Below are 26258 nucleotides of genomic sequence, written 5' to 3' on the forward strand. Positions count from 1 at the left end.
CAGGAGGCCAGGCAGGGTCCCCACCGGCGCCAGCCATTGACACGCCTGGAAAGCGGGCAGGATGCTCCCGCGTCAGGCTCCCTGGGCCGTCTGCAGTGACGAAAGGCATGGAACGTGGCCAAGCAGCACCTGCTCCTGGTCGATGGTGACGCGAAGAGCCTCCGGGTCATGGAGGTCAGCCTGAAGAAGGCTGGCTTCTCCGTGACGACGGCCATTCACGGCAAGGATGCGCTCGAGAAGGTCCAGATCAGCCCTCCGGACCTCGTGCTCGCGGACACGAAGATGCCGGAGATGGACGGCTTCGAGCTGTGCAAGACGCTCAAGTCCGACGAGCGCTTCAAGTTCATCCCGTTCGTCTTCCTGACGAGTCAGAAGTCGGTCGAGTTCAAGGTGCGCGGCCTGGAGCTTGGCGGTGACGACTACCTGACCAAGCCGATCTACATCAAAGAGATCGTCACCCGCGTGAAGATGATTCTCCAGAAGGCGGAGAAGGAGCGGATCGAGAAGCGGGAGACGACGAAGGGTGGTTTCGCCGGCAGCCTCGCCGACATGGGCGTGGTGGACCTGGTGCAGACGTTCGAGATTGGCCGCAAGACGGGCCTCATCAACATCCAGGGCGAGCGCACCGGCACCGTCTACTTCAAGGACGGACGCGTCATCGACGCGGAGCTGGGACGGCTCAAGGGCGAGAACGCCTTCTACCGGATGCTGAACACCTTCGAAGGCCAGTTCGAGGTGCAGTTCAGCGCGCTGGACCGTCCGGAGCGCATCGAAATCTCCACGCAGGGTCTGCTGATGGAGGGCATGCGCCGCCTCGACGAGTGGGGCCGCATGCTCGAGCAGCTGCCGCCGCTCGAGACGGTGTTCGAGATCGACTACCACCAGCTCGCCGACCGCCTGTCGGAGATTCCGGACGAGGTGAACGGCCTGCTGCGGCTCTTCGACGGCAAGCGCGCGTTGAGCCGCGTGGTGGAGGACTCGGACTTCGAGGACCTGGCCGCGCTGGGCATCATCAGCAAGCTGTACTTCGAGGGCCTCATCCGCGAGCTGGGCAACGCGCCGCAGGAGCCGGTGCAGAGCAGCAAGCCTGGCATCGAGCAGTGGCTCAACACGGCGCCGCCCGCCAGCGCGACCGTGGAGCCCGCGCCTCCCGCGCCGGAGCGCCCGCCGCAGCCCGTTCCCGAAGCCGCGGTGCCTGAAGCCGCCCCCGAGCCCGTGGCCGCCGCGCCGGAGCCTTCGCCGCGGCCCATGCCGCAGAGCGTGCTCGCGCCTCCCGCGGGCGTGGAGGACGAGCCGGCCACGCCGCCGCCGTCCGCCGCGCCTTCGCAGCCCGCCAACGTGGTCGTCTTCCACGCGCGGCCCAAGCGCTCGGACACGCCCGAGTACACGCCGGAAGTTCCGGTGACAGCGCCGGTTTCGGAGGCCCCCGCGCAGGAGGGCTCGGCGTTCCTGGTCGAGCCGCCGCCGGCACATCGCGCCGTGGATCACGCGCGTCGCAGCTTGCTGCTGGACTGGAGCCGGGTGGACACTGAGGGCATCAGCGCACCCACCATCTGGGGGCCGGGCTCTGGCTGGTCGCACACGTCGCGGGCCCATGGCGCCTCCTCCTCCTCCGCCTTCGCCGCGAGCGCGCCCGCCGTCGAGCCCGCTCCCTCTCCGCGTGCGCCCATCTTCGGTGGCGCGGCCGTGGCACCCAATCCGTTTCCGCCCGTGCCCCCGCCGGCACCGGCACCGCCGTCATCCGAGGTGACGCTGGTGAGTGGCAGCGGCTACGTGACGCCGCCCAGCTCGCCGGTGCAGGACGATGTGGAGTTCGTGGCCGAAGAGGTCCCCGCCACGCCCCAGCTCGCGCTGCCGCCTTATCCGGGCCACGGCGTGCCCGAGCTGTCCGCCGAGCCGCCCACGCCCAGCGCGCCACTGGCCAGCACGGTCGACCCGGTTCTCGCATCCCCGGTGTCGGCCCCGCCCGCCGTGGAGGCTCCGCCTTCAGAGCTGGCCACCTCCGCGCCCGCGACGCCGGTCGATACCGCTCCGGTGCCGTCCGCGACGCCCGTGGATGCCGCGCCCGTGTCGCCCGCGAACGCCGCCCCGGTTGCTCCCGCGAAGCCCTCTTTTTCCGTGCAGTCGGCCGAAAGGAAGCCGGCGGCGGCCACGCACGGCAGTGACGCAGCCGTGGCCAGCGCGGGCCGTCCCAAGCGCACCGGGCTCCTCATCGGCGCGGCGGTGGTCCTCATCGGCGCGGTCGCGGCCGTCGTCGCGGGGACGGGCAGCGGTCCGTCGGAGACGCCTCCGTCGAAGCCTCCCGTGGTGGAGACGCAGGCGCCCGCGAACGGCGACGCCCAGCAGACGCCGCCCCCGGAGGAGGCGCCACCGCCGGAGGACGCCACGGCCAAGGCCCCCGAGGCTCCGCCGGAGGACGGTACGGCCAAGGCCCCCGAGGCTCCGCCGGAGCCGCCCGTCGCCACGCCGGATGCGGGCGCTGCCATCGCCGAGGCGCCGAAGCCGCCCGAGCCCGCCACTTCGCCGGCGCCCGCCGTGGACCCGGAGGTCGAGTTCGCCACGCTGGTGAAGCAGGCGAGGGCGGCCGTCGTCGGCCAGCGGCACCGGTCGGCGGCGGGGAGCTACCGCAAGGCGCTGGCGCTCAAGCCGACGGCCACGGAGGCGAAGGCGGGCCTGGGCATCGCGCTGGTGAACGGCTTCACCACGGACGGTGCCTACCGCGAGGCCGCCAAGCTGCTGCAGGAGGTCGTCAAGGAAGAGGCCTCCAACGCCCGTGCCTGGCTGTCGCTGGGCATGGCGCTACAGTTCACCGGCAAGAATTCCCAGGCGGCCGACGCCTACAAGCAGTACTTGTTGCTGGAACCGACGGGGACTTCCGCCGAAGAGGTCCGCACGTTGCTCAGGGGGCTGGGCAACTGAGCGGAGGCGGCCCCACCTCCTTCATTGGCCCCTCGAGAAGTGAGCCGCCTTGCTCGTCCTAGGACTGGAAACCTCGTGTGATGAGACGGCCGCCGCCGTCGTGGAGGACGGCCGCCGCGCGCTGTCGGATGTCGTCTCCACGCAGGTGGACATCCACCGGCGGTGGGGCGGGGTGGTGCCGGAGCTGGCCAGCCGCAACCACATCGTCCAGGTGCTGCCCGTCGTCCACGAGGCCCTGACGCGGGCGAACAAGACGCTCGACGACGTGGACCTCATCGCCGTCACGTCCGGCCCCGGCCTCATCGGCGCGCTGCTGGTGGGTGTGCAGGTGGCCAAGGGACTGAGCCTGGCGACGGGCAAGCCCTTCGTGGGCGCCAACCACCTGGAGGGCCACCTGCTGGCCATCCGGCTGCTGGAGGTGGCGCCGGAGCCGCCGTTCCTCGGGCTCGTCGTCTCCGGTGGGCACACCAGCCTCTACGAGGTGCAGGCCTACGGGCAGTACCGGCTGGTGGGCAGCACGCGCGACGACGCGGCCGGCGAGGCGTACGACAAGACCGCGCGCATCCTGGGCCTGCCGTATCCGGGCGGGCAGCCCATCGACCAACTGGCGCAGCAGGGCAACCCGGAGGCCATCCGCTTCCCGCGCGCGCTGCCTGGCGACAACTTCGACGTGTCCTTCTCCGGGTTGAAGACGGCGGTGCTGCACCACGTGCAGAAGCACGGCGTGCCGCAGGGCCAGGCGCTGGCGGACCTGTGCGCGTCCTTCCAGGAGGCCGTGGCGGACGTGCTGTCGAAGAAGCTGGTGGCCGCCGCGCGCCGGCTGGGCCACCAGCAGCTGGTGCTGTGCGGCGGCGTGGCGGCGAACTCGCGGCTGCGGGCGCTCTGTCAGTCGCGGGCCGAGGAGCGGGGGCTGAGCATGTTCCTGCCTCCGGTGCGGCTGTGCACGGACAATGGCGCCATGATCGCGGTGGCGGGGTATGAGGCGTACCGCCGCGGCCTGCGCGGAGACTTCCGCCTCGCCGCCGACCCGGCCTGGCGCATGTAGAGGGGAGCAGACGGGTGGAATCGCCAAGAGACATCCTCAAGCGGCATGGCCTGCGCGCCAAGTACAGCTGGGGACAGAACTTCCTCGGGGACGAGGACGCGCTGGAGGCCATCGCCGACGCGCTGAACCTGCGCGCGGATGAGCCGGTGGTGGAGCTGGGCCCGGGCCTGGGCCACCTCACGCGCTTCCTGGCCGCCACCGGGGCCCGCGTCACCGCCGTGGAGCGGGACCGGGACATGGTGATGGTGCTGGAGAAGGAGGCCATCCCCGGCGTGCGCGTGGTGTCCGGCAACGCGGCCACGGTGGACTTTGCCCAGGTGGCCAACGCGCCTGACGTCGCGGTGGCGGGCAACCTCCCGTACCACCTCACCAGCCCCATTCTCTTCCGCGTGCTGGAGCAGCGGGCCCATGTCTCGCGCGCGGTCTTCACGCTCCAGAAGGAGGTCGTGGTGCGGCTCGCCGCGGAGCCCGGCAATCGTGACTATGGCCTGCTGACGGTGCTGCTGGGCATGCACTACGACGCGGACAACGTCCTCACGCTGGAGGCCTGGCGCTTCCATCCGCCGCCGAAGGTGGACTCCGCGGTGCTGCGGCTCACCCGCCGCAAGTCGCCGCGCGCGCCCATCAGCGACGAGGCCCGCTTCACCCGCGTGGTGAAGGCGTCCTTCGCGCACCGGCGCAAGACGCTCATCAACTCCATCAAGTCGGACCCGACGCTGGGGACGACGGAGACGCTCCTCGCCGCCCTGGAGTCCGCGGGGGTGGAGCCGCAGCGCCGCGCGGAGACGCTGGCGCCCGAGGAGTTCGCCGCCATTGAACGCGCGCTCGGCCCCGTGAAGGCGGCCCCGCCCACGCCCGCGGAGTAGGGCGCCGCTAGCGTCCGCGCATGCCCAGCGCCTGGAGCAGGCCGCCTTGCTGCTCCAGGTAGGCGAAGAACTCCGCTTCGGGGATGCGCATCCGGGCGAGCACGCCGCGGAGGATGTCCTCCACGGTGCCGTCCTGCCGGCGCTTCAGCTCCATTGCCGTCTTGAGCAGCACCACGCCGTAGAGCGGATCCGGCTCCACGGGAGGTGTGGGCGCTCGCTGGGTGGGCGTGCTCTGGCGGGCCTCTTCCAGCCGCACCACTGTCTTCGCCCTGTGTCTGCCGCTCATGTCCGGAGACCACCCCGCGCACACGCCATGAAGTCGCGCGGACCGTAGGGGATGCGTCCCGGAGCGTCAAGGGAGGCAGGCCCCTCGTGGAAAATTGCCGGATTCCAGCGGCCGTGTTGTGTTATCCGCCCGCGCGCGCGGTCCCAACGCGCATTTTGTGGGCGGGAGGCCTCGGGCGGATGGACTACCGGTACATCGTGGTGGAAGGGCCCATTGGCGTGGGCAAGACGAGCCTCTCCAACATCCTGGCGGAGCGTCTGGCGGGACGGCGCATCCTCGAAGTCGTGGAGGAGAACCCCTTCCTCTCCAGCTTCTACACGGACCGGCAGAAGTTCGCGTTCCAGACGCAGATCTTCTTCCTCCTGTCGCGCTTCCGGCAGCAGCAGGAGCTGTTCCAGCAGGACCTCTTCAGCTCGATGACGGTCAGCGACTACCTGTTCGCCAAGGACCGCATCTTCGCGCACCTCAACCTGGACGCGCACGAACTGGCGCTGTACGAGCGCGTCTTCGAGGCGCTCGGGCCCCGCGTGGCCAAGCCGGACCTGGTCGTCTACCTCCAGGCCCGCCTGGACGTGCTCCTGCACCGAATCAAGAAGCGCGGCCGGGAGTTCGAGCGCAAGTTCGACCCCACGTACCTGGAGGGGCTCGTCCACTCCTACAACAACTTCTTCTTCCACTACACGGACACGCCGCTCCTCGTCGTGGACACCTCGGACATCGACTTCGTGAATGTCGAGGCAGACAGGGAAGATCTGCTCGCCACCATCCGGAAGGCGAAGCCGGGCACGCAGCATTACGTTCCGAAGGCTTCCCGCCGGGGCTGAAAGTCAGGCTCCTGGTGGGACGGCCGCCTTCAATGCCCCACGGCAGGCGCGGGGGCGTTAGAGTGCGGTGGCGGGCCCAGGGCTCCCGGCGATCCCCGTGGGGACGGCGAGGCGCGAATGGGCCCGTCAGGCCGTTCAACCCGTAGCCATAAGGAGGTGAACCGTGAAGGACAAGGTCACCATCCACACGCTGAAGCGCTTCAAGCAGATCGGCCAGAAGATCTGCATGGTCACCGCCTACGACGCGACATTCGCCCACATCCTGGAGGAAGCAGGTGCGGACGTGCTGCTGGTGGGTGACTCGCTGGGCATGGTCATCCAGGGGCATGACTCCACGCTGCCGGTGACGATGGACCAGATGGTCTACCACACGGCCGCGGTCGCCCGCGGCGCGCGCCGGGCGCACGTCGTGGCCGACCTGCCCTTCATGAGCTACCAGGTGTCGACGCAGGAGGCGGTCCGCAACGCGGGCCGGCTGGTGGCGGAAGGCGGCGCGGGCAGCATCAAGCTGGAGGGCGGCGCCGAGTTCGCGGACACGGTGCGGGCCATCGTCCGCGCGAGCATCCCCGTCATGGGGCACCTGGGGCTGACGCCGCAGTCCGTCCACAAGATGGGCGGCTATGTCGTCCAGGGCCGCGGCGAGGACCAGGCGCGGCAGATTCTGGACGATGCGCTGGCGCTGGAGCAGGCCGGGGCCTACGCGCTGGTGCTGGAAGGCGTGCCCATGGACCTGGCGCGCACCGTGACGCAGAGCCTGTCCATCCCCACCATTGGCATCGGCGCCGGCGTGGACTGTGATGGCCAGGTGCTCGTTTGCTACGACCTGCTGGGCATGAACCCGGACTTCAAGCCGAAGTTCGTGAAGCGCTTCGCCAACCTCCACGGCTCCATCACGGAGGCCGCGGGCGCCTACTTCGCGGAGGTCCGCAAGGGCGCGTTCCCGGACGAGGAGCACTCCTTCAAGGCGAACAAGAACATCCGGCTGGCGGCGGGGGCTCCGGCTCCGGCGGCCCGGGTGGAGCCGTCCGCGCCCGCCGAGGGTGGCGAGAAGCTGGGCCCCGTCTACGGGAGACCCGCCTAGTCATGGCTCCCGCCGTCCTGAAAACCGTTGCGGACGTGAAGGACTGGACGGCGGGGCTGCGTCGGGAAGGGCGCCGGCTCGCGCTGGTGCCCACCATGGGCTTCCTGCATGAAGGACACCTCTCGCTCATTCGCGAGGGCCTGCGCCGCGCGGACGTGGTGGCCGTGTCCATCTTCGTGAACCCCACGCAGTTCGGGCCTCGGGAGGACTTGTCCCGCTACCCCCGGGACTTCGCGGGTGACGTCGCCAAGTGCATCAGCGCGGGCGCGCAGGTCATCTTCGCGCCCGCGGGCCCGGAGGTGATGTACCCCCAGGGCTACCAGACGTACGTGGAGGTGACGGACGTCAGCCAGGGCCTGTGCGGGGCCCGGCGCCCGGGGCACTTCCGCGGGGTGGCCACCGTCGTCACGAAGCTGCTGACGCTGTTCCGCCCGGAGGTGGCGCTCTTCGGGGAGAAGGACTACCAGCAACTCCAGGTCATCCGGGCCCTCAACCAGGACTTGCACCTGGGCGCGGACATCGTGGGCATGCCGACGGTGCGCGAGCCGGACGGCCTGGCGATGAGCAGCCGGAATGCCTACTTGTCCCCCGAGGAGCGGCAGCGGGCGCTGTCCCTGTCCCGGGGGCTCGAGGCCGCCCAGGCGTTGCTGCGCGAGGGCACGCGGGAGTCGGGGCCCCTGGTGGCGGCCGTCCGCCGCGAATTGGAAGCGGCGGGGCTCCGGGAAGACTACGTGGAGCTGGTGGATGCGGAGCGGCTGACGCCCCTGACTTCGGTGGCGCCCGGGCAGCCTGCCCGGTTGCTCGTCGCGGCTTTCAGTGGCACGACGCGCCTCATCGACAACATGCAGTTGGGTGGTGAGGAGAGCGCGGGGCGCGTATGACATCCGGAGGGAAGTCAAAGGGAGTGGGCAGCGAGCCCGGCGTGAGAGTCATCGCTGAAAACCGTCGTGCGCGGTTCGACTACACGGTCGACGAAAAGCTGGAGGCCGGGCTGTCGCTCACGGGAAGCGAGGTGAAGTCACTGCGAGACGGAATCGCCAATCTGTCGGACGCCTACGCGCTCCCCAAGGGGGACGAGCTCTTCCTGCTCAACGCGAACATCGGCTCCTACAAGGCGGCGAGCTACTTCGACCACCTTCCCACTCGGGGCCGCAAGTTGTTGATGCACCGAGGAGAAATCGACCGTTGGACGGCGAAGGTGCGTGAGCGGGGGTATTCCATCATCCCGCTTGTGCTGTACTTCAGGAAAGGCCGTGCCAAGGTGGAGCTGGGGCTCTGCCGGGGCAAGACGCACGAGGACCGGCGCCACGACATCAAGGAGCGGGAGACGAAGCGGGAGATGGACCGGGCGATGCGCCGACGTTGAGAGGGGCGCCCGAAGTTCTTTCGCCGTACACCGATGGACGACAAGAAGGTTCCCGACAAGAAGGAGCGGCTGCTGGCCGCGCTCGACCAGGGCATGGTGATGATTCACCTGGACGCGCGTCGTCCGGGCGTGCTCGTCCCAGCCTCCGTCAAGACGGAGGCGCACCTGCGCCTCAATCTCTCGTACCGGTTCGACCCACCGGACCTGACGGTGGGCGAGTGGGGCGTTCGCTCCACGCTGAGCTTCTCTGGCTCGCGCTTCACCATCGCGGTTCCGTGGTCGGCGTTGTTCGCCATCGCCAGCCACGTGACGAAGGAGTTCTGGATGTACCCGGAGGACATGCCGCCGGAGCTGCTCCAGCAGTCGGCCGCGTCACGTCCGGCGCAGCCCCTGCCCGTGGCCCCCATGCCGGTGGCCGCGGAGCGTCCGCGCACCTTCCTCCGGGAAGTGCAGGGCGAGCGGCGCGATGAGCCTCCCGCCGACGCTCCACCCTCGGATGGACCGCCGGACGAGCCACCGCCACCGCGGCGTGGCCATCTGCGCCTGGTGAAGTGAGGCGCGCTCAGCGCCTCAGCTTCGCCTCGATGTGAGCGGCCTCGCCGCCGGAGAACGTCCCCTTCCACGTGCGGTGGCCTTTGCGCCGGACCTGGATGGGGACGCGTCCTGCCGGATAGCGGTTCTCAAGCAGCAGCGGCGTCCTCCCCAGCTCCGCGTCCCGGACCCAGACGGTGGCTCCAGGCGGGTCGCTGTCGACGCGCAGCATCGGGGCCGACAGGCGGAGCCCCGTCGCTGACATCACCCGGATGAGCAGGGTGGAGCGCTGGGGCCACAGCCAGATGCCGGTGCCCACCAGCAGCGCCACGAGCAGCAGCCCCAGTGCCCGTTTCAGGCGCGAGCGCCGGAGGAGGGCGGCCTCATCGGGCCAGTCGCTCTCAGGTGAGGGCGGGCGCTCCGCCAGCTCCAGTGCGTCGGCGTCGGTGTGGAGCACGCTCTTCGCGCCCGGCGTGACGTGTGTCTGGGGGACGCTCTCCGCGAGCGTCTGATGCGCGGTGAGCTCGAGGCCCGCGGACGGAGCGAAGGCGCCTGGAGCGGTGGGCGTGCGAGGCGTTGCCGCCGCGCCAGTCGCGGCATCAGGCCACATCGCGCAGTGTGAGCACCGTGCATGGGGCGAGGAGAGCACGTGGCTGCACCGTGGGCAGCGATGCACCAGCCGCCCACTGACGCTGAGCGCCGCGCCGCCCGGCATGGAGAGCGGCGCTTCTTCCAGCGCAGCGGCCTCGGCCGGCGACGGCGCAGGCACGGCCATCGCCAACAAACCCGCGTCACCCGGTGTCCGCGTCACGGGGCGCCGCCCGGAGGACTCTGCCTGTTCACTCAGGGGCGGCGGCAACCCCAGCCCGCGAAGGAACGCGGCCAGCGTCTGAGACGTCGCGGGCTCGCCGGCCTGTGCCAGCCACCGGGCGAAGCCTTCCGCCAGTGACTCTGGTGAGTGGAAGCGCTCCTGGGGCGCACGCGCCAGCATGCGCATGACGGCGCCCGCCAGTGGCGCGGGGACACCTGGCAGTGGCTCCACCGGCCGCGTCAGGATGGCATGGGCCACCGCGCTCGCGTCCGTCTCGGTGTGGAACGGATGCCGCCCCGTGAGCAGCTCATGGAGCACGATGCCCAGGGAGAACTGGTCGCTGGCGGCGGTGGCGGGCGCGCCTTGCAGCACCTCGGGCGCGGTGTACGCCTCCTTCCCTCGGAAGACGCCGGGCGCGGTGTGGGCCGGGCCGGCCATCCGCGCGATGCCGAAGTCCGTCAGCTTCACCTCGCCCTCGCGCGACACCAGGATGTTGGAGGGCGACACGTCGCGGTGGGCCACCATCACCGGCTGCCCGTCATGCACCTTCCGGTAGGCATGGCCGAGCCCCGCCAGGGCCTGATGGATGATGAAGGCGGCCAGGTGCGGAGGGAAGCGCACGCCCCCGCGCGCGGCCGTGCGCAGCAGCACGCCCAAATCCCATCCGTCCACCAGCTCCATCACCAGGAAGAGCCCTTCGGGGCCCTGGCCCACGTCGTAGACGGTGGCGATGTTCTGATGCTGCAGCAGCGTGGCCAGCCGGGCCTCGGCCAGGAACATGCGCGCGATTTCCGGCTCGCGCGCCAGGTGGGGCAGCACCCGCTTGATGGCCACCGGCCGCTCGAAGCCCTCCGCGCCGCGCGCGACGCCGAGGAAGAGCTCCGCCATGCCTCCAGAGGCCAGCGGACGGACGAGCCGGTAGCGTTCGTTCACGAGGCGCTCAGGCGGCGGGCTGGGTGACGTCGCGCAGCAGTTGCCAGGGGTAGATGCCGGTGGTGTGGCCGTCGCTGAAGCTGAAGGCCAGCGCGTAGTTGCCCACGGGCTGCACCTGCTTGATGCGCAGGTCGGCGGGGACCTTCGACGGGTCCAGCGTCCGCTTGTTCGTCCATTCGTCCACGCACGCGGCGCAGGGGCACTGCTGGCGCAGCACCTGCGCGGCGGCGCCCGTCTTCACCCCGTCGTCCCACGTCAGGTCCAGGCGCGCGCCATCCGAGGACAGCTGTGCGTCCGTCGCGGTGACGGCTTGGGGGGCGGGCTTGATGCGGTCCCAGAAGCTCAACGTTCCACCTTCCAGAGTCTCAACAGTCTTGCGCCCTCCCTACCATCCTTCGGCGGTCAGGAGGCGAGCTTCACGGGCAGCCGGTGACCCTCCAGCCGCACGCCCTGCTGCGCCAGCACCTGCTTCAGGGCCTGGACGACCTTCGGGTCCAACTGGGCCCCGCAGAGGTTGTCGAGGATTTCCATCGCCTTCTCCAGCGGCATGGCCTTCTGGTACGGGCGGGTGGAGGTGCAGGCGTCGAAGGTGTCCGCGCACGCGACGATGCGGGCCAGCAGGGGAATGTCCTCGCCCTTGAGCTTGTCCGGGTAGCCGGTGCCGTCCCAGCGCTCGTGGTGGTGGCGGACGCACGCGCGCACCGCGCCCAGGAAGCTCACGGGCCCGATGATGGCGTCACCGATGGCGGGGTGCTCGCGCATGATGGCCATCTCCTGGTCCGTCAGCCGCGTCTGCTTGCAGAGGATGGACTCCACGATGCCAATCTTCCCGATGTCGTGGAGGATGCCGCCGTACTGCAGCTGCCGCAGCTCGCGCTCGGTGAGCTTCAGCTCCCGGCCAATCTGCACGGAGACGTCGCCCACGCGCTGGCTGTGGCCGCGGGTGTATGCGTCCTTCGAATCGATGGAGTTCGCCAGCGCGACGATGGTCTCCAGGTAGCCCTTCTCCAGGCTCTCGTAGAGGCCACGGTTCTCCATGTCGTACGCGAGCAGCTGCTTGCTCATGTAGTTGAACGTCTGCGCCAGCTCGCCCAGCTCGTTCTTCTGCTTGATGTCCACCTCGACGCCGAACTTGCCGTGCGCCAGCTCCAGCGCGCCGCTGATGAAGCCCTTGAGCGGCCGGGTGAGGTTGCGTGAGAAGAGCGCCGCCAGCACCACCGCCACCAGGATGGCCGCCCCCAGGCCCAGGAGGATGCGCTGCTCCATGGTGTCCACCTGACGGTAGGCGTGCTCCACGGGTTGCTCGGAGACGATGGCCCAACCCGTCTCGGGCAGCACCGTGTATGCGGCCACCACCGCGTCCCGGCCCTCGCCGAAGTTGCCGACGTGGAACAGCTCCATGTCCGACTTGCCCACCAGCTGCTTCAGCAGGTGCGCCACCGGGCCGCGCTGCGCTACGTCCTCGCCCAGGCCGGCGACGCCACCACCGCCCGCCACGAGGTGCCCGTGCCGGTCCGCCAGATAGGCGAAGCCGGTGCTGCCCACGCGCTCTTGCTCCAACATCTTCCGCAGGTCGGCCAGGGACAGGTCCGCCGTGATGTACCCGCGGACGGGCTCGCCCACGGGGAAGGCCAACGTCAGCACCGGCTCGCTGCCCTGCGGGTCCTCCACCACGTCCGCGTAGCGCACGCCCTCCAGGTTTTCGAGCAGCGCGCGCGCGCGTCCCTCATGGCCGGCCAGCGCGGTGGGCGGGACGTCGTGCTTGGAGAAGGCCTGGAGTCCCGGGAGCCGCTGGCGGTTGGCGTCGAACACGGTGAGCGCCAGCACGTCGCGCCGCTGGTTGAGCACCGAGGCCAGGTGCGTCTGCTGCGCTTCCAGGGGCAGGCCGAAGAAGCCGGGCACGCGGGCCAGGCCCAGCACCGCGTCGGTGGGCTCGCCCAGGAAGATTTCGGCCTTGAGGCGCAGCTGCTTCACGCGCTCCTGCGCCAGCTCCTGGGCGTCGCGCACCAGGAGCTCCCGGGTATGGGAGACGGAGAGCCACCCCACCATCAGCGTGGGGACGACGCCCACCACCAGCATCAACAGGAGGATGGCTTTGAACAGGCGCACGGGGTGGCTCCTCCAGGGGTTACTGCCACTGGCCCTTCTTCACTTCGAGCTTGAGGCGCTCGGGCACCAGCTCGAAGTGCCTGGGCGCGCTGGGCTCGGACGGGCCCGCGGGGCCCACCGCGCGCACCGTCCACCGGTAGCTTCCCGCGGGTAGCACGGGCAGCTTCGCCTCCAGGTGGGTGACCGTCTGGGTGAAGGCGGCGCGTTGCTCCCGCGCGCGAAACACCTCGACTTCATAACGTTCCGCGCCTCGCACCGACTCCCAGGTCAGCTTCACCGGGCCCAGGTGTCCGTCCCGGTCCGGGCGCCGCTTCAGGCGCGCCGCATCTTCGGGTTGCCCGGGGCTGGGGGCCACCAGCGGCGGAAGGGGCGCGGGGGGCGGACGGCCCTTCTCCACGCGGATGGACTCGCCCTTGGCGACGGGCTGGGTGACGCCCTCGGCCTCCACGCGGACCGGCGGGCCCTGCTTCACGGTGACGGTGGTGCTGTCGCCGTCGCCCACTTCCACGGAGAACGCGGAGGCCTGCGGCGAGCGCTCCGTCGCCACCAGCTTCCCCACGGCATTGGCCTCCGCGGAGGCCTGCGTGTAGCGCGCGGCGCGGAAATGGCCCTCCGCGTCCTTCAGCCGGGCGGAGGCCTCCGGGGGCACGCTCGCGTCCTTCGAGCTGGCCACCAGCGTGCGCGCGGTCTCCAGCGCCTTCTGGGCCAGCACGCGCTCGTGGCCGGGCACCTTCAGCCGGGTCCCCGCCGCCACGTCATCCGACGTCAGGCCGTTGAGGGCGCGCAGCTCATGCACCGCGCGCGCGTCACCCAGGGTGCGCTGGGCCACCTGGCGCAGGGACTCGTTGGGGCCCACCACCACGGTGCCCGGGGGCGTCGTGCCCAGCCATGTGAGGAGGAGGAGCGCCGCCTTCATTGGAAGACAATCTCCCTTCCCGCCTGGATGGTGGCGGACGGCGTGGTGACGGACAGGGACTGGGCGGCGGGCTTCTCCAGCTCCGCGTCGATGCGGCCCCGCAGCACGGTGAGGTCCGTGCGCTGCTGGCCGGGACGGGCGCGCGTCTCCGCGATGCTGATGAGCGAGTCCCCACCCAGGTGCACCGTGCTGCCGTTGGCGGCGAAGACGATGTCGGTGCCGGCGCCCGCTTCGGTGCGGACCTTGTCGTTCTCGTAGAGCGGCTGGCCCTCGAGGGCGGGGCTCCACTCGTCAGCCGTGGCGCGCTTGATTTGGACGCCGCCCTTCATGGCTCGCAGGTGCGCGCGGTGCGTGGCCACCGCCGGGCGCGTCGCCGCATCGGGCGCGGACGGGCGCTCATCGGCGGTGCAGCCGGCGGCGGGGAGGGCCGAAAGCGCGAGCGCAAGCAGCATGGGAGACCAGTGTCGTCCGTTCACGAGGGGAGTTCCGGGGGACCCGAAGTCTATCGAAGGTGGACCCGAGGGGCGGACCCGGGTTCGCACACGCTAGTCCAAACGGCGGTGCTCCAGGCAGGGGAGGTTGCGGCGGATGCGCGCCAGCAGCTCCGGGTCCACCGGCGCCAGCGCCAGTCCTTCGCCCTCGGAGGCCCGCGCCGTCACCAGCCCCCACGGGTCCACCACCAGGGCGTGGCCATAGGTGACGCGGTTGGCTGAGTGCCGTCCCCCCTGAGCGGGGGCCAGCACGTACGCCTGGTTCTCGATGGCGCGGGCCCGCAGGAGCACTTCCCAGTGGTCCTTGCCCGTCATGAGGGTGAAGGCCGCCGGAACCGCCAGCAGCGTGGCGCCTTCGCGGGACAGCCGCCGGTACAGCTCGGGGAAGCGCAGGTCGTAGCAGACGGACAGCCCCAGCCGGCCGACCTCGGTCTCCGCGGAGACGACGTCCGTGCCCGGCGCCACCGCCGCGGACTCCTGATAGGTCGCACCATCTCCCACCTCGACGTCGAAGAGGTGGATTTTCCGGTAGACGGCCAGCCGCTCGCCGCCGGGGCCGAAGAGGACGCTGGTGTTGTAGAGGCGCCCACCCGGCGCGCCCGTCTCCAGTACGCTGCCGGCGAGCAGCGTCACTTTCAGCTCCCGGGCCAGGCTGGCCATCCGGGACAGCGTCGGACCGTCGAGCCCCTCCGCGGCGCCCTGCCGCTCGGGCTCCGGCCCCATCCAGGAGAAATTCTCGGGCAGACCCACCAGCCGGGCACCCAGCCCGGCGGCGCGGCGGATGAGCCGGGTCGCGGCTTCCAGGTTATGGGCCTTGTCGGCGGTGGACACCATCTGCGCGGCGGCGATGAGGTGCATGGGGGGTGTTATAACCCCCCGGCGGGTCCCGGAACCCCTGGGAATTCCTCACCCCGTTGGGCCCGTTTCACCGGGAGCAGGAGGGTGCGTCCTTCCTTTACACCCCGACGGGGCGTGTGCTACGGACGCCCCCGACATTTTTCGATGAAGCACTTCGAAAAGTGGGCCGCGTGCCCGCTTTTCGTGTTTTTGGAGACTGGTTTCCCGCTCATGTCGGAGAAGAACCTCAAGCAGACGGTGGAGGAGCGGGCCTTGGCCCTGCTCGAGCCCATTGTCGCGGGTGAAGGCCTGGAGCTCGTGGACCTGGAGTTCCTCCGGGAGCGCGAGGGCTGGGTGCTCCGGTTGTTCATCGACAAGCCGGGTGGCCGCGTAGGGCTGGACGAGTGCTCTCAGGTGTCGCGAGCGGTGGACCCGTCGCTCGACGTGGAGGACTTCATCCCCCACGAGTACAGCCTGGAGGTCTCCAGCCCCGGAGTGGACCGGCCGCTGCGCAAGCCGACGCACTTCGAGCGGGTGAAGGGAGAGAAGGTGAAGGTGAAGACGTTCGGCCCGGTGGGAGAGCCCCCGCGCAAGAACTTCACCGGCACGCTGACCGAGGTGGCAGGCGACGGAATCTCGGTGGAGGTGGAAGGGGCCGGAACCTTCCACATCCTCTTCAAGGACATCGCCAAGGCGAACCTGGAGTTCCAGTTCTAGACGTCGACATACAGGGTGCCCCTCCGCGCGAGGGTGCCCGTGGACCCTTTTAGGAGAAGACCATGCCCACGCAGCAAGCCAACCCGAGTGTCAACCTCAACCTTGTCCTGGACCAGGTCGCCAAGGACAAGGGCATCGACCGGGCTGTGCTGATTGCCACGCTCGAAGACGCGATGAAGACCGCGGCCAAGAAGCACTTTGGCCAGGACCGCGAGCTCGAGGCGAAGTACGACCCGGACAAGGGCGTCGTGGAGCTGTTCCAGGCCATCACCGTGGTCGAGGAGATTGTCGACCCGGTCCAGGCGGTGAATCAGATCTCCCTGGTCGAGGCCCACAAGAAGGGCATGGAAGTGGAGCCGGGCGACGAGCTCGTGTTCCAGATTTTCTACCGGGACGAGGACGCCGCCGAGGCCAAGGCCCAGGACGACCAGTACGGTGACATCCTCCGCCTGAAAACCTTCCGCCGCGGCTTCGGCCGCATCGCCGCGCAGACGGCCAAGCAGGTCATCCTGCAGCGCACGCGCGACGCGGAGCGGGAGAACGTCTTCAACGAGTACCGCGACCGGAAGAACGAAATCGTCACCGGCATCGCCCGCCGGTTCGAGCGCGGCAACATCGTCGTGGACCTGGGCCGCGCAGAGGCCGTGCTGCCGGTGCGCGAGCAGGTCCCGCGTGAGACGTACCGCCCCGGCGACCGCGTCCAGGCCTTCGTGCTGGACGTGCTCCGTGAGTCCAAGGGCCCCCAGATTGTCCTCAGCCGCGCGTCCGTCAACCTGCTCACCAAGCTGTTCGAGATGGAGGTGCCGGAAATCGCCGAAGGCATCGTCGTCATCGAGGCGGCGGCCCGTGAGCCGGGCGGCCGGGCGAAGATCGCCGTGTCCAGCCGGGACTCGGACGTGGACCCGGTGGGCGCCTGCGTCGGTATGAAGGGCAGCCGCGTGCAGGCGGTGGTGCAGGAGCTGCGCGGCGAGAAGATCGACATCGTCCCGTTCGACGAGGACCCGGCTCGCTTCGTGTGCTCGGCGTTGGCCCCCGCGGAGGTCAGCCGCGTCATCATCGACGAGGCCAACCACGCCATGGAGCTCATCGTCCCGGACGACCAGCTCAGCCTGGCCATTGGCCGTCGTGGCCAGAACGTCCGCCTGGCGGCCCAGCTGACCGGCTGGAAGCTGGACATCAACAGCGAGAGCCGGGTGCGGGAGCTGCGCGAGTTCGCGGGCCGCTCGCTGGGCTCGCTGCCCGGCGTCAACGAGATGCTGGTGGAGACGCTCTACGCGCATGGCTTCCGTCAGGCCCGGGACATCGCCGAGGCCAACGCGGAGCTGCTGGCGCAGCTGCCCGGTATCGACCCGGACCGCATCCCCTCCATGCAGGAGGCCGCCCGGACCCGGATGGTCGAGGATCAGGCGGAACTGTCGCGCATGGATTATGAAAGGGAGCAGGCCCGCATCGCGGAGGCGCGGCGGCATCCAGACGAGCTCAGTCAGCCCGAGCGCATGGCGCGCGTGCGGGGCGTCGGTGAGAAGACCATCGAGCAGCTCATCCTCGCCGGGTACCGCTCGGTGGAGGACATCGCCAATGAGAAGGACCTGGCGAAGCTGGGCGATGTTCCGGGCGTGGGTATCAAGAAGGCCCGCCAGCTGAAGAGCGCGGCGGAGAACTACCTGGTGGAGGAAGCCAAGCTGCGTGCGGAGCTGAATGCCGAGCGCGGCGCCATGACGGCGACAATTGAAGGTGGCGCGGAAGCCACCAAGTCGCCGTAAGCTAAGCGAGCAAGGGAGGGGACGTGCGGCGCCCGGCTGGCCGGCCCAGGCCGGAAGTTCAGAACGCGGGGTCAGGTCCGGTCCGGACGTGCGTCGGATGCGGGTTGCGGCGACTCCAGGCGGAACTGACCCGTTTCGTGATAGGCCCGGGAGGCGCCATCGAGGTCGACAGGAAGAGGCGGCTGCCAGGACGGGGCGCCTACCTGTGCGGTGCCGGTTGTCTGACGGCAGCGCTGAAGCGGAAGGCGTTTGGTAGGGCCTTTCGCGGAAAGGCGGGCCAGGTTGACCCGTCGCAGCTCGGGCAGGCATGGGAGCAGGGGGACGGTGAGCGGAGGGGTGCGGGGGGTGGGTGTTAGCCACCACTCGCACACATTTTCGGGTTTGGACTAGGGTGCTGCGCCCCGGAGTCGGCGGAGCAGAAGGCCATCAAGGGCAATATGTCGAAGAAGCGCGTCCACGAAATCGCCAAGGAACTCAAGAGCCACGGGATTGAGCTCGACAACAAGGAGGTCGTCACCGAGCTGTCGGGCCTCGGTTACGACGTCAAGAGCCACTCGTCGTCTCTCGATGACGACCAGGCGACCGCTGCCGTCCAGAAGATTCTGGACAAACGCAAGCCGAAGCAGGCCACGCCGCCCGTGACGGCGAAGGGCTTCGTCGTGCGCCGCAAGGTGGGTCCGCCCGCCGGTGCGACCGCGGACAGCGGCGCCGAGGCTTCACAGGCCGCCGAAGCCGCCTATGAGCCGCCGCCCGAGCCCATGGCGGCTGAGTACGCCGCCGAGGAGCCGGTGCAGGCGTCTCCGCCTGTCGAGGCGCCCCGCGCGCCCGTCGAGGCGCCGAGCGCCCCGGAGCCTCAGCACATCGAGGCCCCGGTCGCCGCCACGGAGCCCGCGGCTCCAGCTGCTGTCGCATCCACGCCCCCCGCGCAGGTCGCCGAGGCCCCCAAGGCCCCTGCCGCCGCCGAGGTGGCCTCACCCCCGCCCGCCGCCGAGGCCCCTCAGGCCCCGGTGGAGGCTCCTCGCGCTGCCGTGCCGGCTCCCGCCGCCACGCAGTCTCGTCCCCCTGTTCAGGAGAGCACCACCTTGCCCCAACCCCCCCCACGCTCACCGGTACCGCCGGCAGTCCGGACGTCTCCGAGCACGCCTTCGTCCGCGACCGTCGTCTCCCGGGGCCCCGCGCCTGGCTACCAGCAGCGTGGTGGTCCCGGTGGTGGTCGTCCGGGTGGTCCGGGTGGTCGTCCCGGTGGTCCGGGTGGCCCGGGGGGGCGCCCCGGTGGTCCGGGTGGCCCCGGTGGTCGTCCCGGTGGTCCGGGTGGCCCGGGTGGCCGTCCCGGTGGTCCGGGTGGGCGTCCGTCCTATCAGGGGCCGAGCTCCTACCAGGGCTCCGGGCGTCCCGGTCAGGGACCAGTGCGTCCGACCGCGGCGCCTGGCACGGGTGTGCAGGCCTCGGCCTCGGCCTCGCCGACGCCGCAGGGCCCCACCATCATGGTCGGCGGCGTGCCGCACGCCCAGGTGTCGCCCACGGGCGCGGCCCGTCCCACGGCGACCCAGGCCGTCGTCATCTCGCGCCCGCTCATCCAGGTGCGCCGCGTGACGCCCACGGCCGGTCAGGCCAAGCAGTACCCCATGGCGCCGGGCCGCACGGGCATCCCCGAGCGGCGTGAGTACAAGGTGGTTCCGGACCACCTGGGTCGCGGCCGCGAGCTGGTGGACGTCTCCAAGAACAAGGAGCGTGGCCAGCGCAAGCGCACCACCGGTGATACGCAGAGCGTGTCCAAGCAGGAACTGACGGACATGGTCTGGGGCCGCGTCACCATCCCCATCCGTGGCAAGAAGCGCAAGCCCACGAAGAAGGGCGCCAAGACGCAGATCACCCAGATGGCCGAGGAGAAGAAGGTCATCAAGCTGCAGGAGGGCATCTCCGTGTCCGACCTGGGCCAGCGCATGGGTGTGCGCAGCGCCGAGCTCATCAAGAAGCTGATGGGCATGGGGAAGATGGCCACGGCCAACCAGATGGTGGACGCGGACACCGCGGAGATGGTCGCCGGCGACTACGGCTGGAAGATCGACCGCGTCGGCTTCGAGGTGGAGGACTACCTGCCCGAGGTGGAGGTCCGCCCCGAGAACGAGCGTCCCCGTCCGCCGGTCGTCACCATCATGGGCCACGTCGACCACGGCAAGACGAGCCTCCTGGACGCCATCCGGAAGGCCAACGTCGCGATGGGCGAGGCGGGTGGCATCACCCAGCACATCGGCGCGTACAGCATCACCACCGCGCGGGGCGACGTGACGTTCCTCGACACGCCGGGCCACGAGGCCTTCACGTCCATGCGCGCCCGTGGCGCCGACGTGACGGACATCGTGGTGCTGGTGGTGGCCGCGGACGACGGCGTGATGCCCCAGACGGTGGAGGCCATCAAGCACGCGAAGGCGGCGGAGGTCCCCATCGTCGTCGCCATCAACAAGATGGACGTGCCGGGCGCGAACCTGGACCGCGTGAAGAAGGACCTGGCCACCCACGAGCTCGTGCCGGAAGAGTGGGGCGGGGAGACCATCATGGTTCCCGTCTCCGCGAAGACGAAGGAGAACCTGGAACTCCTGCTGGAGAACCTGGCCCTCCAGGCCGAGGTGCTCGAGCTGACCTCCAACCCGAGCCGTCCGTCGGTGGGCGCCATCATCGAGGCCAAGCTGGACCGCGGCCGTGGCCCGGTCGCCACGGTGCTGGTGCAGGAAGGCACGCTGAAGCTGGGTGACGCCGTCGTCACCGGCTCGCACTACGGCCGCGTCCGCGCGATGACGAACAGCCGCGGCGAGCAGGTGAAGGAAGTGAAGCCGGGCTACTGCGCCGAGGTCGTCGGCCTGTCCGGTGTGCCGAGCGCGGGTGACGCCATCAACGTGGTGGCGGACGAGAAGGCGGCCAAGCAGATCGCCGAGCACCGCAACATGAAGGAGCGGCAGACCGAGCTGTCCAAGGTCAGCCGCGAGTCCCTGGAGCAGCTGTTCGCCAAGACGAAGGCGGGCGGCGGTCCCAAGGAGCTGCGCGTCGTCATCAAGGCGGACGTGCAGGGCTCCGCCGAGGCCGTCAAGCAGGCCGTCCAGAAGCTGACCACCCACAAGGTCAGGGTGGAGGTGGTCCACTCCGGTGTGGGCGCCATCACCGAAGGCGACGTGATGCGGGCGGCGGCCTCCAAGGGCGTCGTGCTGGGCTTCAACGTCAACCCCGAGTCCGGGGCGGAGGCGGCGGCCAAGGCCCAGGAAGTGGTGCTCAAGAGCTACTCCATCATCTACGAGCTCATCGACGGCGTGCGCAACGAGATGGAGGGGCTGCTGGAGCCCATCCGCACCGAGCGCAAGCTGGGCCGTGCGGAGGTGCGCAACACCTTCAACGTGCCGCGGCTGGGCACCATCGCCGGTGCGGCGGTGCTGGACGGTGTCATGAAGCGCGGCGCCTTCGTCCGCCTCATGCGCGAGAACAAGCAGCTGTTCTCCGGGAAGATGGCGTCGCTGCGGCGCTTCAAGGACGACGTCAAGGAAGTCGCTCAGGGCTTCGAGTGCGGTATCGGCATCGAGAGCTTCAACGACCTCAAGCCGGGCGACATCATCGAGGCCTACGAGATCGAAGAGACTCGGCAGAGCCTCGCCTAGTTGCAGGAGAGTCCCGGCGCCTCCCGAAACCCTGGGAAGACCCCATCTTCCCAGGGTGCTGATGCCCGGGTTGCCACCGCCTTCGGGCGGGGCTACCCGTGGCAATGGGGGACTTTTATGTTCGTAGGTGTCGCACGCCTCACCCTGCAGATTCCGGACAGCGGCTCGCTGAAGTCCAAGCGGCAGGTGCTCCGCCGGGTGACGGACCGGGTCAAGGCCCGCTTCAACGTGGCGGTGGCCGAGGTCGATGACCAGGACCTCTGGCAGAAGGCCTCGCTGGCGCTCGCGGTGGTGGGCAACGAGCGTCGCCACGTGGACGAGCAGCTGGAGAAGGTCATCCACTTCGTCGAGGAGATGTATGTCGCCCCGCTGTTGTCGCGGGAGACGGAAATCCTCGGCTTCGGGGACCAGCTCTTCGCGAGTGGCCAGGCGGCCTCGCGAGGTTCCTTCTCGGCGCGGGCCGTGGATGAGGGCGCGGAGGAGTTGGACCTTTCCCCGGAGCAGGCAGCGGCGCAGTCGGAGGCCGCCATTGCCCGCTTCATGCGCGGCGAGCGTGGCTCGCTCGCGGAGGCGGAGGGGTTGGGAGAGTGGGAAAGCCGCCATGACGGCGGCATGGACGGCGGCACGGGCCGCCCGTCTCCGTCGAGCGGTGGACGGATGACGTTCGACGAGGCGCGGGCTCGGGCCCGTTCCCTGCGCAACCCGCGAGACTGGGAGAAGAAATGACGACGCATTCCCGACCGGAGCGCGTGGGGCAGGAAATCCAGGCGGCCATCGGTGACTTGCTCACCCGGGGCATGCTGAGGGACCCGCGCATCGGCTTCATCACCATCACAGGCGTGAAGGTCTCCCCGGACCTTCGCGTGGCCCGTGTCTTCTATTCGATGATGGGCAGCGAGCAGGAGCGGGCGGACACGCAACAGGGCCTGGAAGCCGCCAAGGGCTTCGTGCGCCGCGAGGTGACGTCCGCCGTCAACCTGCGCGTGTCGCCGGAAATCTTCTTCTCCTTCGACGAATCGGTGGGCGAAGGTGACAAGATTGACCGGCTGCTGCGCGAGGTCCGCAACAAGGAAGGCTGGTAGGTCCAGCCCTGGGCCTCCACGATTGGCGTGCCATGGACGGCGTCCTCGTCATTGACAAGCCCACTGGCCCCACGTCGTTCGACGTGGTCCGCCAGGTGCGTTCGCTGCTTCGCCTGAAGAAGGTGGGCCACACGGGGACGCTGGACCCGCTGGCCACCGGCGTGCTGCCGCTCTGCCTGGGGGAAGCCACCAAGGTCGCGGGCTTCATCACCGAGGGAGACAAGGCCTACGACGCCACGGTGCGTCTGGGCTCGGAGACGGACACCCTGGACGCGCAAGGGCAGGTGACGGCGCAGGCGCCCGTGCCGGCCCTGACGCCCGCCTTGATTGAGGCGGCGCTGGCGCGCTTCCGGGGCACCTTCGACCAGATTCCGCCCATGTATTCGGCGGTCAAGGTGGGTGGCAAGCGGCTCTACGAGCTGGCCCGTGCGGGCGAGGAAGTGGAGCGCGCCGCCCGCCAGGTGACGGTGTACGAGCTGGTGCTGCGCGACTTCTCCGCGGAGCGCCTGCAGCTGTCGGTGCGCTGCTCCAAGGGCTTCTTCGTGCGCACCCTGGCCCAGGAGGTGGGCCGGGCGCTGGGCTGTGGGGCCCACCTGGAGGCGCTGCGGCGCACCGCGAGTGGTCCCTTCTCCCTGGCGCAGGCGCTGCCGCTGGCGGACGTGCCGGCGCTGCTGAAGGAGGGCGCGCTGGCCAGCCGGCTGATGACCATGTCGCAGGCGCTGGTGGACCTGCCGGAGGTGCGGGTGAGCGCCGCCGACGCAAAGCGTGTCTCCCACGGCGTCCCGGTGGAGGTCCCCGCTGGGAAGGCCGGACGGGTGCGCGTCATGGGCCCGGATGACGCGCTGCTGGCGGTGGCCGAAGTGGCGGGTGGCCGCCTGCGCTACCTGCGCGTCCTGGTGTAACGCCGGGATTTTTCATGGGATTGTGGCTGTACGTCTTCTCACGGGCAGGCGTCGATGGTTGACCCCACGGGGGGTGAAGCTTATAAGCCCCCCCGCTCGTTAGAAGGATGCACCCGGTCTGTACCCCTCCGCGGACCGTGGTGACGCGAGCAGCAACCTCCACCGGAGCGGGCAAGGAAGAGTCTCATGTCGCTGCACCAGGAGCGTAAGTCGGAGCTGGTGTCGAAGTTCCGGACCCACGAGTCGGACACGGGTTCCCCCGAGGTCCAGGTGGCGCTGCTGTCCGAGCGCATCACCATGCTCACCGAGCACTTCAAGACGCACAAGAAGGACCACCACTCCCGCCGCGGTCTGCTGAAGCTGGTCGGTCAGCGCCGCCGCCTGCTGGACTACCTGAAGTCCAAGGACGTCGCGCGGTACAAGAAGCTCATCGACGGCCTCGGCATCCGCAAGTAGGCAGTTGAGCAGGACCGGGGCGCTGGCAGAAACCAGCGCCCCGCGCGTTTAAGACGTAGGCAGTCATGCAGTGAAGTGAAGCAGTCGAAGCGCGGTGGGTGGAGGCGGGCAAGGGAGTGGTGGCTGCGGAGGTTTTGGTTTCCGTTCGGAGGGGCTGACCGCGGTCGGCCCCTGCGATCAGGGATCAAAAGTTCCGAGACATCCCTCCGGCGCTCCGCAAGCGCCCTCCGCAGTACATGCTGGCGGTTGCCTCAACTGGCGCCTGTCTTGAGGCCCTGGTGACCGCTCAAACACCCCGAGGGCCCTCCCGGGGTGCCGGGTCCATTTCTCGGACCGGGTGCGCGCGGTGGGGTCTTCGCCCTGACGAATCCAGAGGCACGGACATGTTGAAGAAGAGCGTCAAGATTGGCGAGAGCGAGCTGAGCATTGAAGTGGGCCGTCTGGCGAAGCAGGCCGACGGTTCCGTGGTGGTTCGCTATGGCGACACCATGCTGCTGGTGACGGCGGTGAGCGCCCGGGAGAAGAAGGAGATCGACTTCCTCCCCCTGACGGTGGAGTACCAGGAGAAGCTGTATTCGGCCGGACGCATCCCCGGCAGCTACTTCAAGCGCGAGGGCCGCCTCACGGAGAAGGAGACGCTGACCAGCCGTCTGATCGACCGCTCCTGCCGCCCGCTGTTCCCCGAAGGCTACGCGTACGAGACGCAGATCATCGTCAGCGTCATCTCCTCCGACCCGGAGCACGAGGGTGACATCCACGGCCTCACCGGCGCCTCCGCGGCGCTGTGGGCGTCGGACATCCCGTTCGACGGCCCCATCGCCGGCGTCCGCGTGGGCCGCGTCGGCGGTCAGCTGGTGGCCAACCCCACCGCGAAGCAGCGCGAGCAGAGCGACCTGGACCTGATCATGGCGGTGAGCCGCAAGGCCATCGTCATGGTGGAGGGTGGCGCGGAGGAGGTCTCCGAGGCCGACATGGTCGCGGCGCTCGACTTCGGCTTCACGGCGGCGCAGCCCGCGCTGGATCTGCAGGACGAACTGCGGCGCGAGCTGAAGAAGCAGGTCCGCGCCTTCGACAAGCCGGCCACCGTGGACGAGGGCCTGCGCGCCAAGGTGCGTGAGCTGGCCATGGACGGCATCAAGGCGGGCTACGGCATCAAGGAGAAGGGCGCGCGCTACGAGTCGCTCGGCAAGACGAAGAAGGAGACGCTCGCCAGGCTCAAGGAGCAGCTGGGCGACGCCTACACCTCGCAGGTGGAGAAGCACGCCAAGTCAGTGGTGGAGGACCTGAAGTACGAGCACATGCGCGAGATGACGGTCAACGGTGGCCGCATCGGCGACCGTGGCCACGACGTGGTCCGTCAGATTACGTGCGAGGTGGGCGTGCTTCCGCGCACCCACGGCAGCGCGGTCTTCACGCGCGGCGAGACGCAGGCGCTCGTGGTCGCCACGCTGGGCACCAGCGATGACGAGCAGCGCCTGGAGATGCTGGGCGGCATGGCCTTCCGGCGCTTCATGCTGCACTACAACTTCCCGCCGTTCAGCGTGAACGAGGCGAAGCCGCTGCGGGGCCCGGGTCGCCGGGAAGTCGGCCACGGCGCGCTGGCGGAGCGGGCGCTGCGCAACATGATTCCGAAGAGCGAGTCCTTCCCATACACGGTGCGCCTGGTGTCGGACGTCCTGGAGTCCAACGGCTCCTCGTCCATGGCCTCCGTCTGCGGCGGCACGCTGGCGCTGATGGACGCGGGTGTTCCGCTCAAGGCCCCGGTGGCCGGTATCGCCATGGGTCTGGTGAAGGAGGGCGACAAGATTGCCATCCTCTCCGACATCCTCGGTGACGAGGACCACCTGGGCGACATGGACTTCAAGGTGTGCGGCACCTCGAAGGGCATCACGTCCATCCAGATGGACATCAAGATTACCGGCCTCACGACGGAGATCATGAGCCGCGCGCTGGAGCAGGCGCGTCAGGGCCGCCTCCACATCCTGGGGGAGATGCTCAAGACGCTGGCCGAGTCCCGCAAGGAGATCAGCCAGTACGCGCCGCGCATCACCACCATCCAGATTCGCCCCGAGTTCATCAAGAACGTCATCGGGCCGGGCGGCAAGGTCATCAAGGACATCATCGCCCGCACGGGTGCCGCGATTAACATCGAGGACTCGGGCCGCGTGGACATCGCCAGCGCGAACGGCGACGCCGTGAAGGCCGCCATCGCGATGATTCAGGCGCTGACCCGCGAGGCGGAGATTGGGAAGATCTACACGGGCACGGTGCGCAAGATCGCCGAGTTCGGCGCCTTCGTGGAGCTGTTCCCGGGCACCGACGGCCTCATCCACATCTCCGAGCTGTCCGACAAGCGCGTCAAGAGCGTCTCCGACGTGCTGAACGAGGGCGACGAGGTGCTGGTGAAGGTCGTCAGCATCGACAGAACCGGCAAGATTCGTCTGTCGCGCAAGGAGGCCATGGCGGAGCGGACCGCGCAGCAGGGCGCCGCCGCAAGTGAGGCCGCCGTGCAGCCGGCGCCCGCGCCCACGCAGCCGGACGCCAAGGCCTAGTGCTCGCAAGCCCGGGCTCCTTCACTGGGAGCCCGGCGCTCATGGCGCCCCCTTCCGCCACCGCGCGCGGGAGGGGGTGTTTTCGTTTCGGGCCGGGGTGCCTTAGACACTTCCAGACGGGCCGTGC

At 69.7% G+C, this 26258-nt stretch carries 24 protein-coding genes; 17 read left to right on the plus strand and 7 right to left on the minus strand.

The genetic code is table 11. The features are described from left to right. The first annotated feature begins 114 nt into the window (after positions 1 to 114). Genes KGD87_RS36630 through rsmA form a run of 3 tightly spaced genes read left to right on the plus strand, consistent with a single transcriptional unit; the run spans position 115 to position 4830 of the window. Positions 115 to 2919: a response regulator gene (locus KGD87_RS36630; RefSeq protein WP_284665509.1), complete on the plus strand. Its 2805-nt coding sequence runs from the start codon at positions 115 to 117 to the stop codon at positions 2917 to 2919. Between the two features lie 49 nt (positions 2920 to 2968). Continuing rightward, positions 2969 to 3964 (plus strand): tRNA (adenosine(37)-N6)-threonylcarbamoyltransferase complex transferase subunit TsaD, encoded by a 996-nt coding sequence (tsaD, locus tag KGD87_RS36635; protein WP_163783034.1) that lies wholly within the window; start codon positions 2969 to 2971, stop codon positions 3962 to 3964. Between the two features lie 14 nt (positions 3965 to 3978). Beyond that, positions 3979 to 4830: a 16S rRNA (adenine(1518)-N(6)/adenine(1519)-N(6))-dimethyltransferase RsmA gene (gene rsmA, locus KGD87_RS36640; protein WP_284665510.1), complete on the plus strand. Its 852-nt coding sequence runs from the start codon at positions 3979 to 3981 to the stop codon at positions 4828 to 4830. A 7-nt stretch (positions 4831 to 4837) separates the two neighbouring features. Here rsmA and KGD87_RS36645 read toward each other — a convergent pair whose 3' ends face one another. Next, entirely contained in the window at positions 4838 to 5116 is a 279-nt protein-coding gene (locus tag KGD87_RS36645) for a hypothetical protein (RefSeq protein WP_043710562.1), read from the minus strand. A gap of 179 nt (positions 5117 to 5295) precedes the next feature. Between KGD87_RS36645 and KGD87_RS36650 the strand changes: the two genes are divergently transcribed. From KGD87_RS36650 to KGD87_RS36670, 5 genes are all read left to right on the plus strand, one after another. Continuing rightward, the gene (locus tag KGD87_RS36650; RefSeq protein ID WP_284665511.1) at positions 5296 to 5940 is read left to right on the plus strand and encodes a deoxynucleoside kinase; all 645 of its coding nucleotides are present in this window, start codon (positions 5296 to 5298) and stop codon (positions 5938 to 5940) included. A 163-nt stretch (positions 5941 to 6103) separates the two neighbouring features. Further along, positions 6104 to 7021: a 3-methyl-2-oxobutanoate hydroxymethyltransferase gene (gene panB, locus KGD87_RS36655; protein ID WP_163783037.1), complete on the plus strand. Its 918-nt coding sequence runs from the start codon at positions 6104 to 6106 to the stop codon at positions 7019 to 7021. A gap of 2 nt (positions 7022 to 7023) precedes the next feature. Continuing rightward, positions 7024 to 7902 carry a pantoate--beta-alanine ligase gene (panC, locus tag KGD87_RS36660; protein WP_284665512.1) on the plus strand — a complete coding sequence of 293 codons (879 nt, stop codon included), beginning with the start codon at positions 7024 to 7026 and terminating at the stop codon, positions 7900 to 7902. Next, on the plus strand, positions 7899 to 8387 hold the full coding sequence (smpB, locus tag KGD87_RS36665; RefSeq protein ID WP_284665513.1) for an SsrA-binding protein SmpB: 489 nt from the start codon (positions 7899 to 7901) through the stop codon (positions 8385 to 8387). The genes panC and smpB overlap by 4 nt, the downstream gene beginning before the upstream one ends. Before the next feature lie 33 nt (positions 8388 to 8420). Beyond that, positions 8421 to 8942 (plus strand): ClpXP protease specificity-enhancing factor SspB, encoded by a 522-nt coding sequence (locus KGD87_RS36670; protein WP_284665514.1) that lies wholly within the window; start codon positions 8421 to 8423, stop codon positions 8940 to 8942. Positions 8943 to 8949: 7 nt separating this feature from the next. Here the strand turns inward: KGD87_RS36670 and KGD87_RS36675 are convergent, their stop codons facing one another. From KGD87_RS36675 to KGD87_RS36700, 6 genes are all read right to left on the minus strand, one after another. Beyond that, positions 8950 to 10662: a serine/threonine-protein kinase gene (locus KGD87_RS36675; RefSeq protein WP_284665515.1), complete on the minus strand. Its 1713-nt coding sequence runs from the start codon at positions 10660 to 10662 to the stop codon at positions 8950 to 8952. Positions 10663 to 10669: 7 nt separating this feature from the next. After that, entirely contained in the window at positions 10670 to 11008 is a 339-nt protein-coding gene (locus tag KGD87_RS36680) for a DUF971 domain-containing protein (protein WP_176424557.1), read from the minus strand. 56 nt (positions 11009 to 11064) lie between these two features. Then, positions 11065 to 12771 carry an HD domain-containing phosphohydrolase gene (locus tag KGD87_RS36685; protein ID WP_284665516.1) on the minus strand — a complete coding sequence of 569 codons (1707 nt, stop codon included), beginning with the start codon at positions 12769 to 12771 and terminating at the stop codon, positions 11065 to 11067. A gap of 19 nt (positions 12772 to 12790) precedes the next feature. Next, positions 12791 to 13687 (minus strand): LysM peptidoglycan-binding domain-containing protein, encoded by an 897-nt coding sequence (locus KGD87_RS36690; RefSeq protein WP_284665517.1) that lies wholly within the window; start codon positions 13685 to 13687, stop codon positions 12791 to 12793. After that, positions 13684 to 14139, minus strand: a complete 456-nt coding sequence (locus KGD87_RS36695) for a FecR domain-containing protein (RefSeq protein WP_176413498.1) — start codon at positions 14137 to 14139, stop codon at positions 13684 to 13686. The genes KGD87_RS36690 and KGD87_RS36695 overlap by 4 nt, the downstream gene beginning before the upstream one ends. A gap of 93 nt (positions 14140 to 14232) precedes the next feature. Next, complete coding sequence (locus KGD87_RS36700) at positions 14233 to 15036, minus strand: carbon-nitrogen hydrolase family protein (RefSeq protein WP_284665518.1); 804 nt, start codon at positions 15034 to 15036, stop codon at positions 14233 to 14235. A gap of 210 nt (positions 15037 to 15246) precedes the next feature. Between KGD87_RS36700 and rimP the strand changes: the two genes are divergently transcribed. The 9 genes from rimP to pnp all read left to right on the plus strand — a co-directional run bounded on the left by rimP (position 15247) and on the right by pnp (position 26131). Then, positions 15247 to 15732 (plus strand): ribosome maturation factor RimP, encoded by a 486-nt coding sequence (gene rimP, locus KGD87_RS36705; protein ID WP_163786821.1) that lies wholly within the window; start codon positions 15247 to 15249, stop codon positions 15730 to 15732. Between the two features lie 62 nt (positions 15733 to 15794). Beyond that, entirely contained in the window at positions 15795 to 17495 is a 1701-nt protein-coding gene (nusA, locus tag KGD87_RS36710; protein WP_176421511.1) for a transcription termination factor NusA, read from the plus strand. Between the two features lie 23 nt (positions 17496 to 17518). Further along, positions 17519 to 17851: a YlxR family protein gene (locus tag KGD87_RS36715; protein ID WP_284665519.1), complete on the plus strand. Its 333-nt coding sequence runs from the start codon at positions 17519 to 17521 to the stop codon at positions 17849 to 17851. A gap of 81 nt (positions 17852 to 17932) precedes the next feature. Further along, complete coding sequence (infB, locus tag KGD87_RS36720) at positions 17933 to 21139, plus strand: translation initiation factor IF-2 (RefSeq protein WP_284665520.1); 3207 nt, start codon at positions 17933 to 17935, stop codon at positions 21137 to 21139. Between the two features lie 117 nt (positions 21140 to 21256). Next, positions 21257 to 21865: a DUF503 domain-containing protein gene (locus KGD87_RS36725; protein ID WP_284665521.1), complete on the plus strand. Its 609-nt coding sequence runs from the start codon at positions 21257 to 21259 to the stop codon at positions 21863 to 21865. Next, positions 21862 to 22221, plus strand: a complete 360-nt coding sequence (gene rbfA, locus KGD87_RS36730; protein WP_163782654.1) for a 30S ribosome-binding factor RbfA — start codon at positions 21862 to 21864, stop codon at positions 22219 to 22221. Before KGD87_RS36725 ends, rbfA begins: the two co-directional genes overlap by 4 nt. Before the next feature lie 32 nt (positions 22222 to 22253). Further along, the gene (truB, locus tag KGD87_RS36735) at positions 22254 to 23123 is read left to right on the plus strand and encodes a tRNA pseudouridine(55) synthase TruB (protein ID WP_284665522.1); all 870 of its coding nucleotides are present in this window, start codon (positions 22254 to 22256) and stop codon (positions 23121 to 23123) included. 186 nt (positions 23124 to 23309) lie between these two features. Continuing rightward, the gene (rpsO, locus tag KGD87_RS36740) at positions 23310 to 23579 is read left to right on the plus strand and encodes a 30S ribosomal protein S15 (protein ID WP_011552156.1); all 270 of its coding nucleotides are present in this window, start codon (positions 23310 to 23312) and stop codon (positions 23577 to 23579) included. Positions 23580 to 23962: 383 nt separating this feature from the next. Further along, on the plus strand, positions 23963 to 26131 hold the full coding sequence (gene pnp, locus KGD87_RS36745) for a polyribonucleotide nucleotidyltransferase (RefSeq protein ID WP_284665523.1): 2169 nt from the start codon (positions 23963 to 23965) through the stop codon (positions 26129 to 26131). The last annotated feature ends 127 nt before the right edge of the window (positions 26132 to 26258 follow it).

The sequence above is a fragment of the Myxococcus sp. SDU36 genome, assembly GCF_030168875.1.
Classification (GTDB): domain Bacteria; phylum Myxococcota; class Myxococcia; order Myxococcales; family Myxococcaceae; genus Myxococcus; species Myxococcus vastator.

Bases quoted from the DNA above. Each gene is read 5' to 3' on its own strand.
- rpsO (WP_011552156.1), top strand. From the start codon at position 23,310: ATGTCGCTGCACCAGGAGCGTAAGTCGGAGCTGGTGTCGAAGTTCCGG.
- panC (WP_284665512.1), top strand. From the start codon at position 7,024: ATGGCTCCCGCCGTCCTGAAAACCGTTGCGGACGTGAAGGACTGGACG.
- KGD87_RS36690 (WP_284665517.1), bottom strand. From the start codon at position 13,687: ATGAAGGCGGCGCTCCTCCTCCTCACATGGCTGGGCACGACGCCCCCG.
- nusA (WP_176421511.1), top strand. From the start codon at position 15,795: ATGCCCACGCAGCAAGCCAACCCGAGTGTCAACCTCAACCTTGTCCTG.
- smpB (WP_284665513.1), top strand. From the start codon at position 7,899: ATGACATCCGGAGGGAAGTCAAAGGGAGTGGGCAGCGAGCCCGGCGTG.
- KGD87_RS36725 (WP_284665521.1), top strand. From the start codon at position 21,257: ATGTTCGTAGGTGTCGCACGCCTCACCCTGCAGATTCCGGACAGCGGC.
- KGD87_RS36695 (WP_176413498.1), bottom strand. From the start codon at position 14,139: ATGCTGCTTGCGCTCGCGCTTTCGGCCCTCCCCGCCGCCGGCTGCACC.
- KGD87_RS36645 (WP_043710562.1), bottom strand. From the start codon at position 5,116: ATGAGCGGCAGACACAGGGCGAAGACAGTGGTGCGGCTGGAAGAGGCC.
- truB (WP_284665522.1), top strand. From the start codon at position 22,254: ATGGACGGCGTCCTCGTCATTGACAAGCCCACTGGCCCCACGTCGTTC.
- KGD87_RS36670 (WP_284665514.1), top strand. From the start codon at position 8,421: ATGGACGACAAGAAGGTTCCCGACAAGAAGGAGCGGCTGCTGGCCGCG.
- KGD87_RS36650 (WP_284665511.1), top strand. From the start codon at position 5,296: ATGGACTACCGGTACATCGTGGTGGAAGGGCCCATTGGCGTGGGCAAG.
- KGD87_RS36700 (WP_284665518.1), bottom strand. From the start codon at position 15,036: ATGCACCTCATCGCCGCCGCGCAGATGGTGTCCACCGCCGACAAGGCC.
- pnp (WP_284665523.1), top strand. From the start codon at position 23,963: ATGTTGAAGAAGAGCGTCAAGATTGGCGAGAGCGAGCTGAGCATTGAA.
- infB (WP_284665520.1), top strand. From the start codon at position 17,933: ATGTCGAAGAAGCGCGTCCACGAAATCGCCAAGGAACTCAAGAGCCAC.
- rbfA (WP_163782654.1), top strand. From the start codon at position 21,862: ATGACGACGCATTCCCGACCGGAGCGCGTGGGGCAGGAAATCCAGGCG.
- rimP (WP_163786821.1), top strand. From the start codon at position 15,247: ATGTCGGAGAAGAACCTCAAGCAGACGGTGGAGGAGCGGGCCTTGGCC.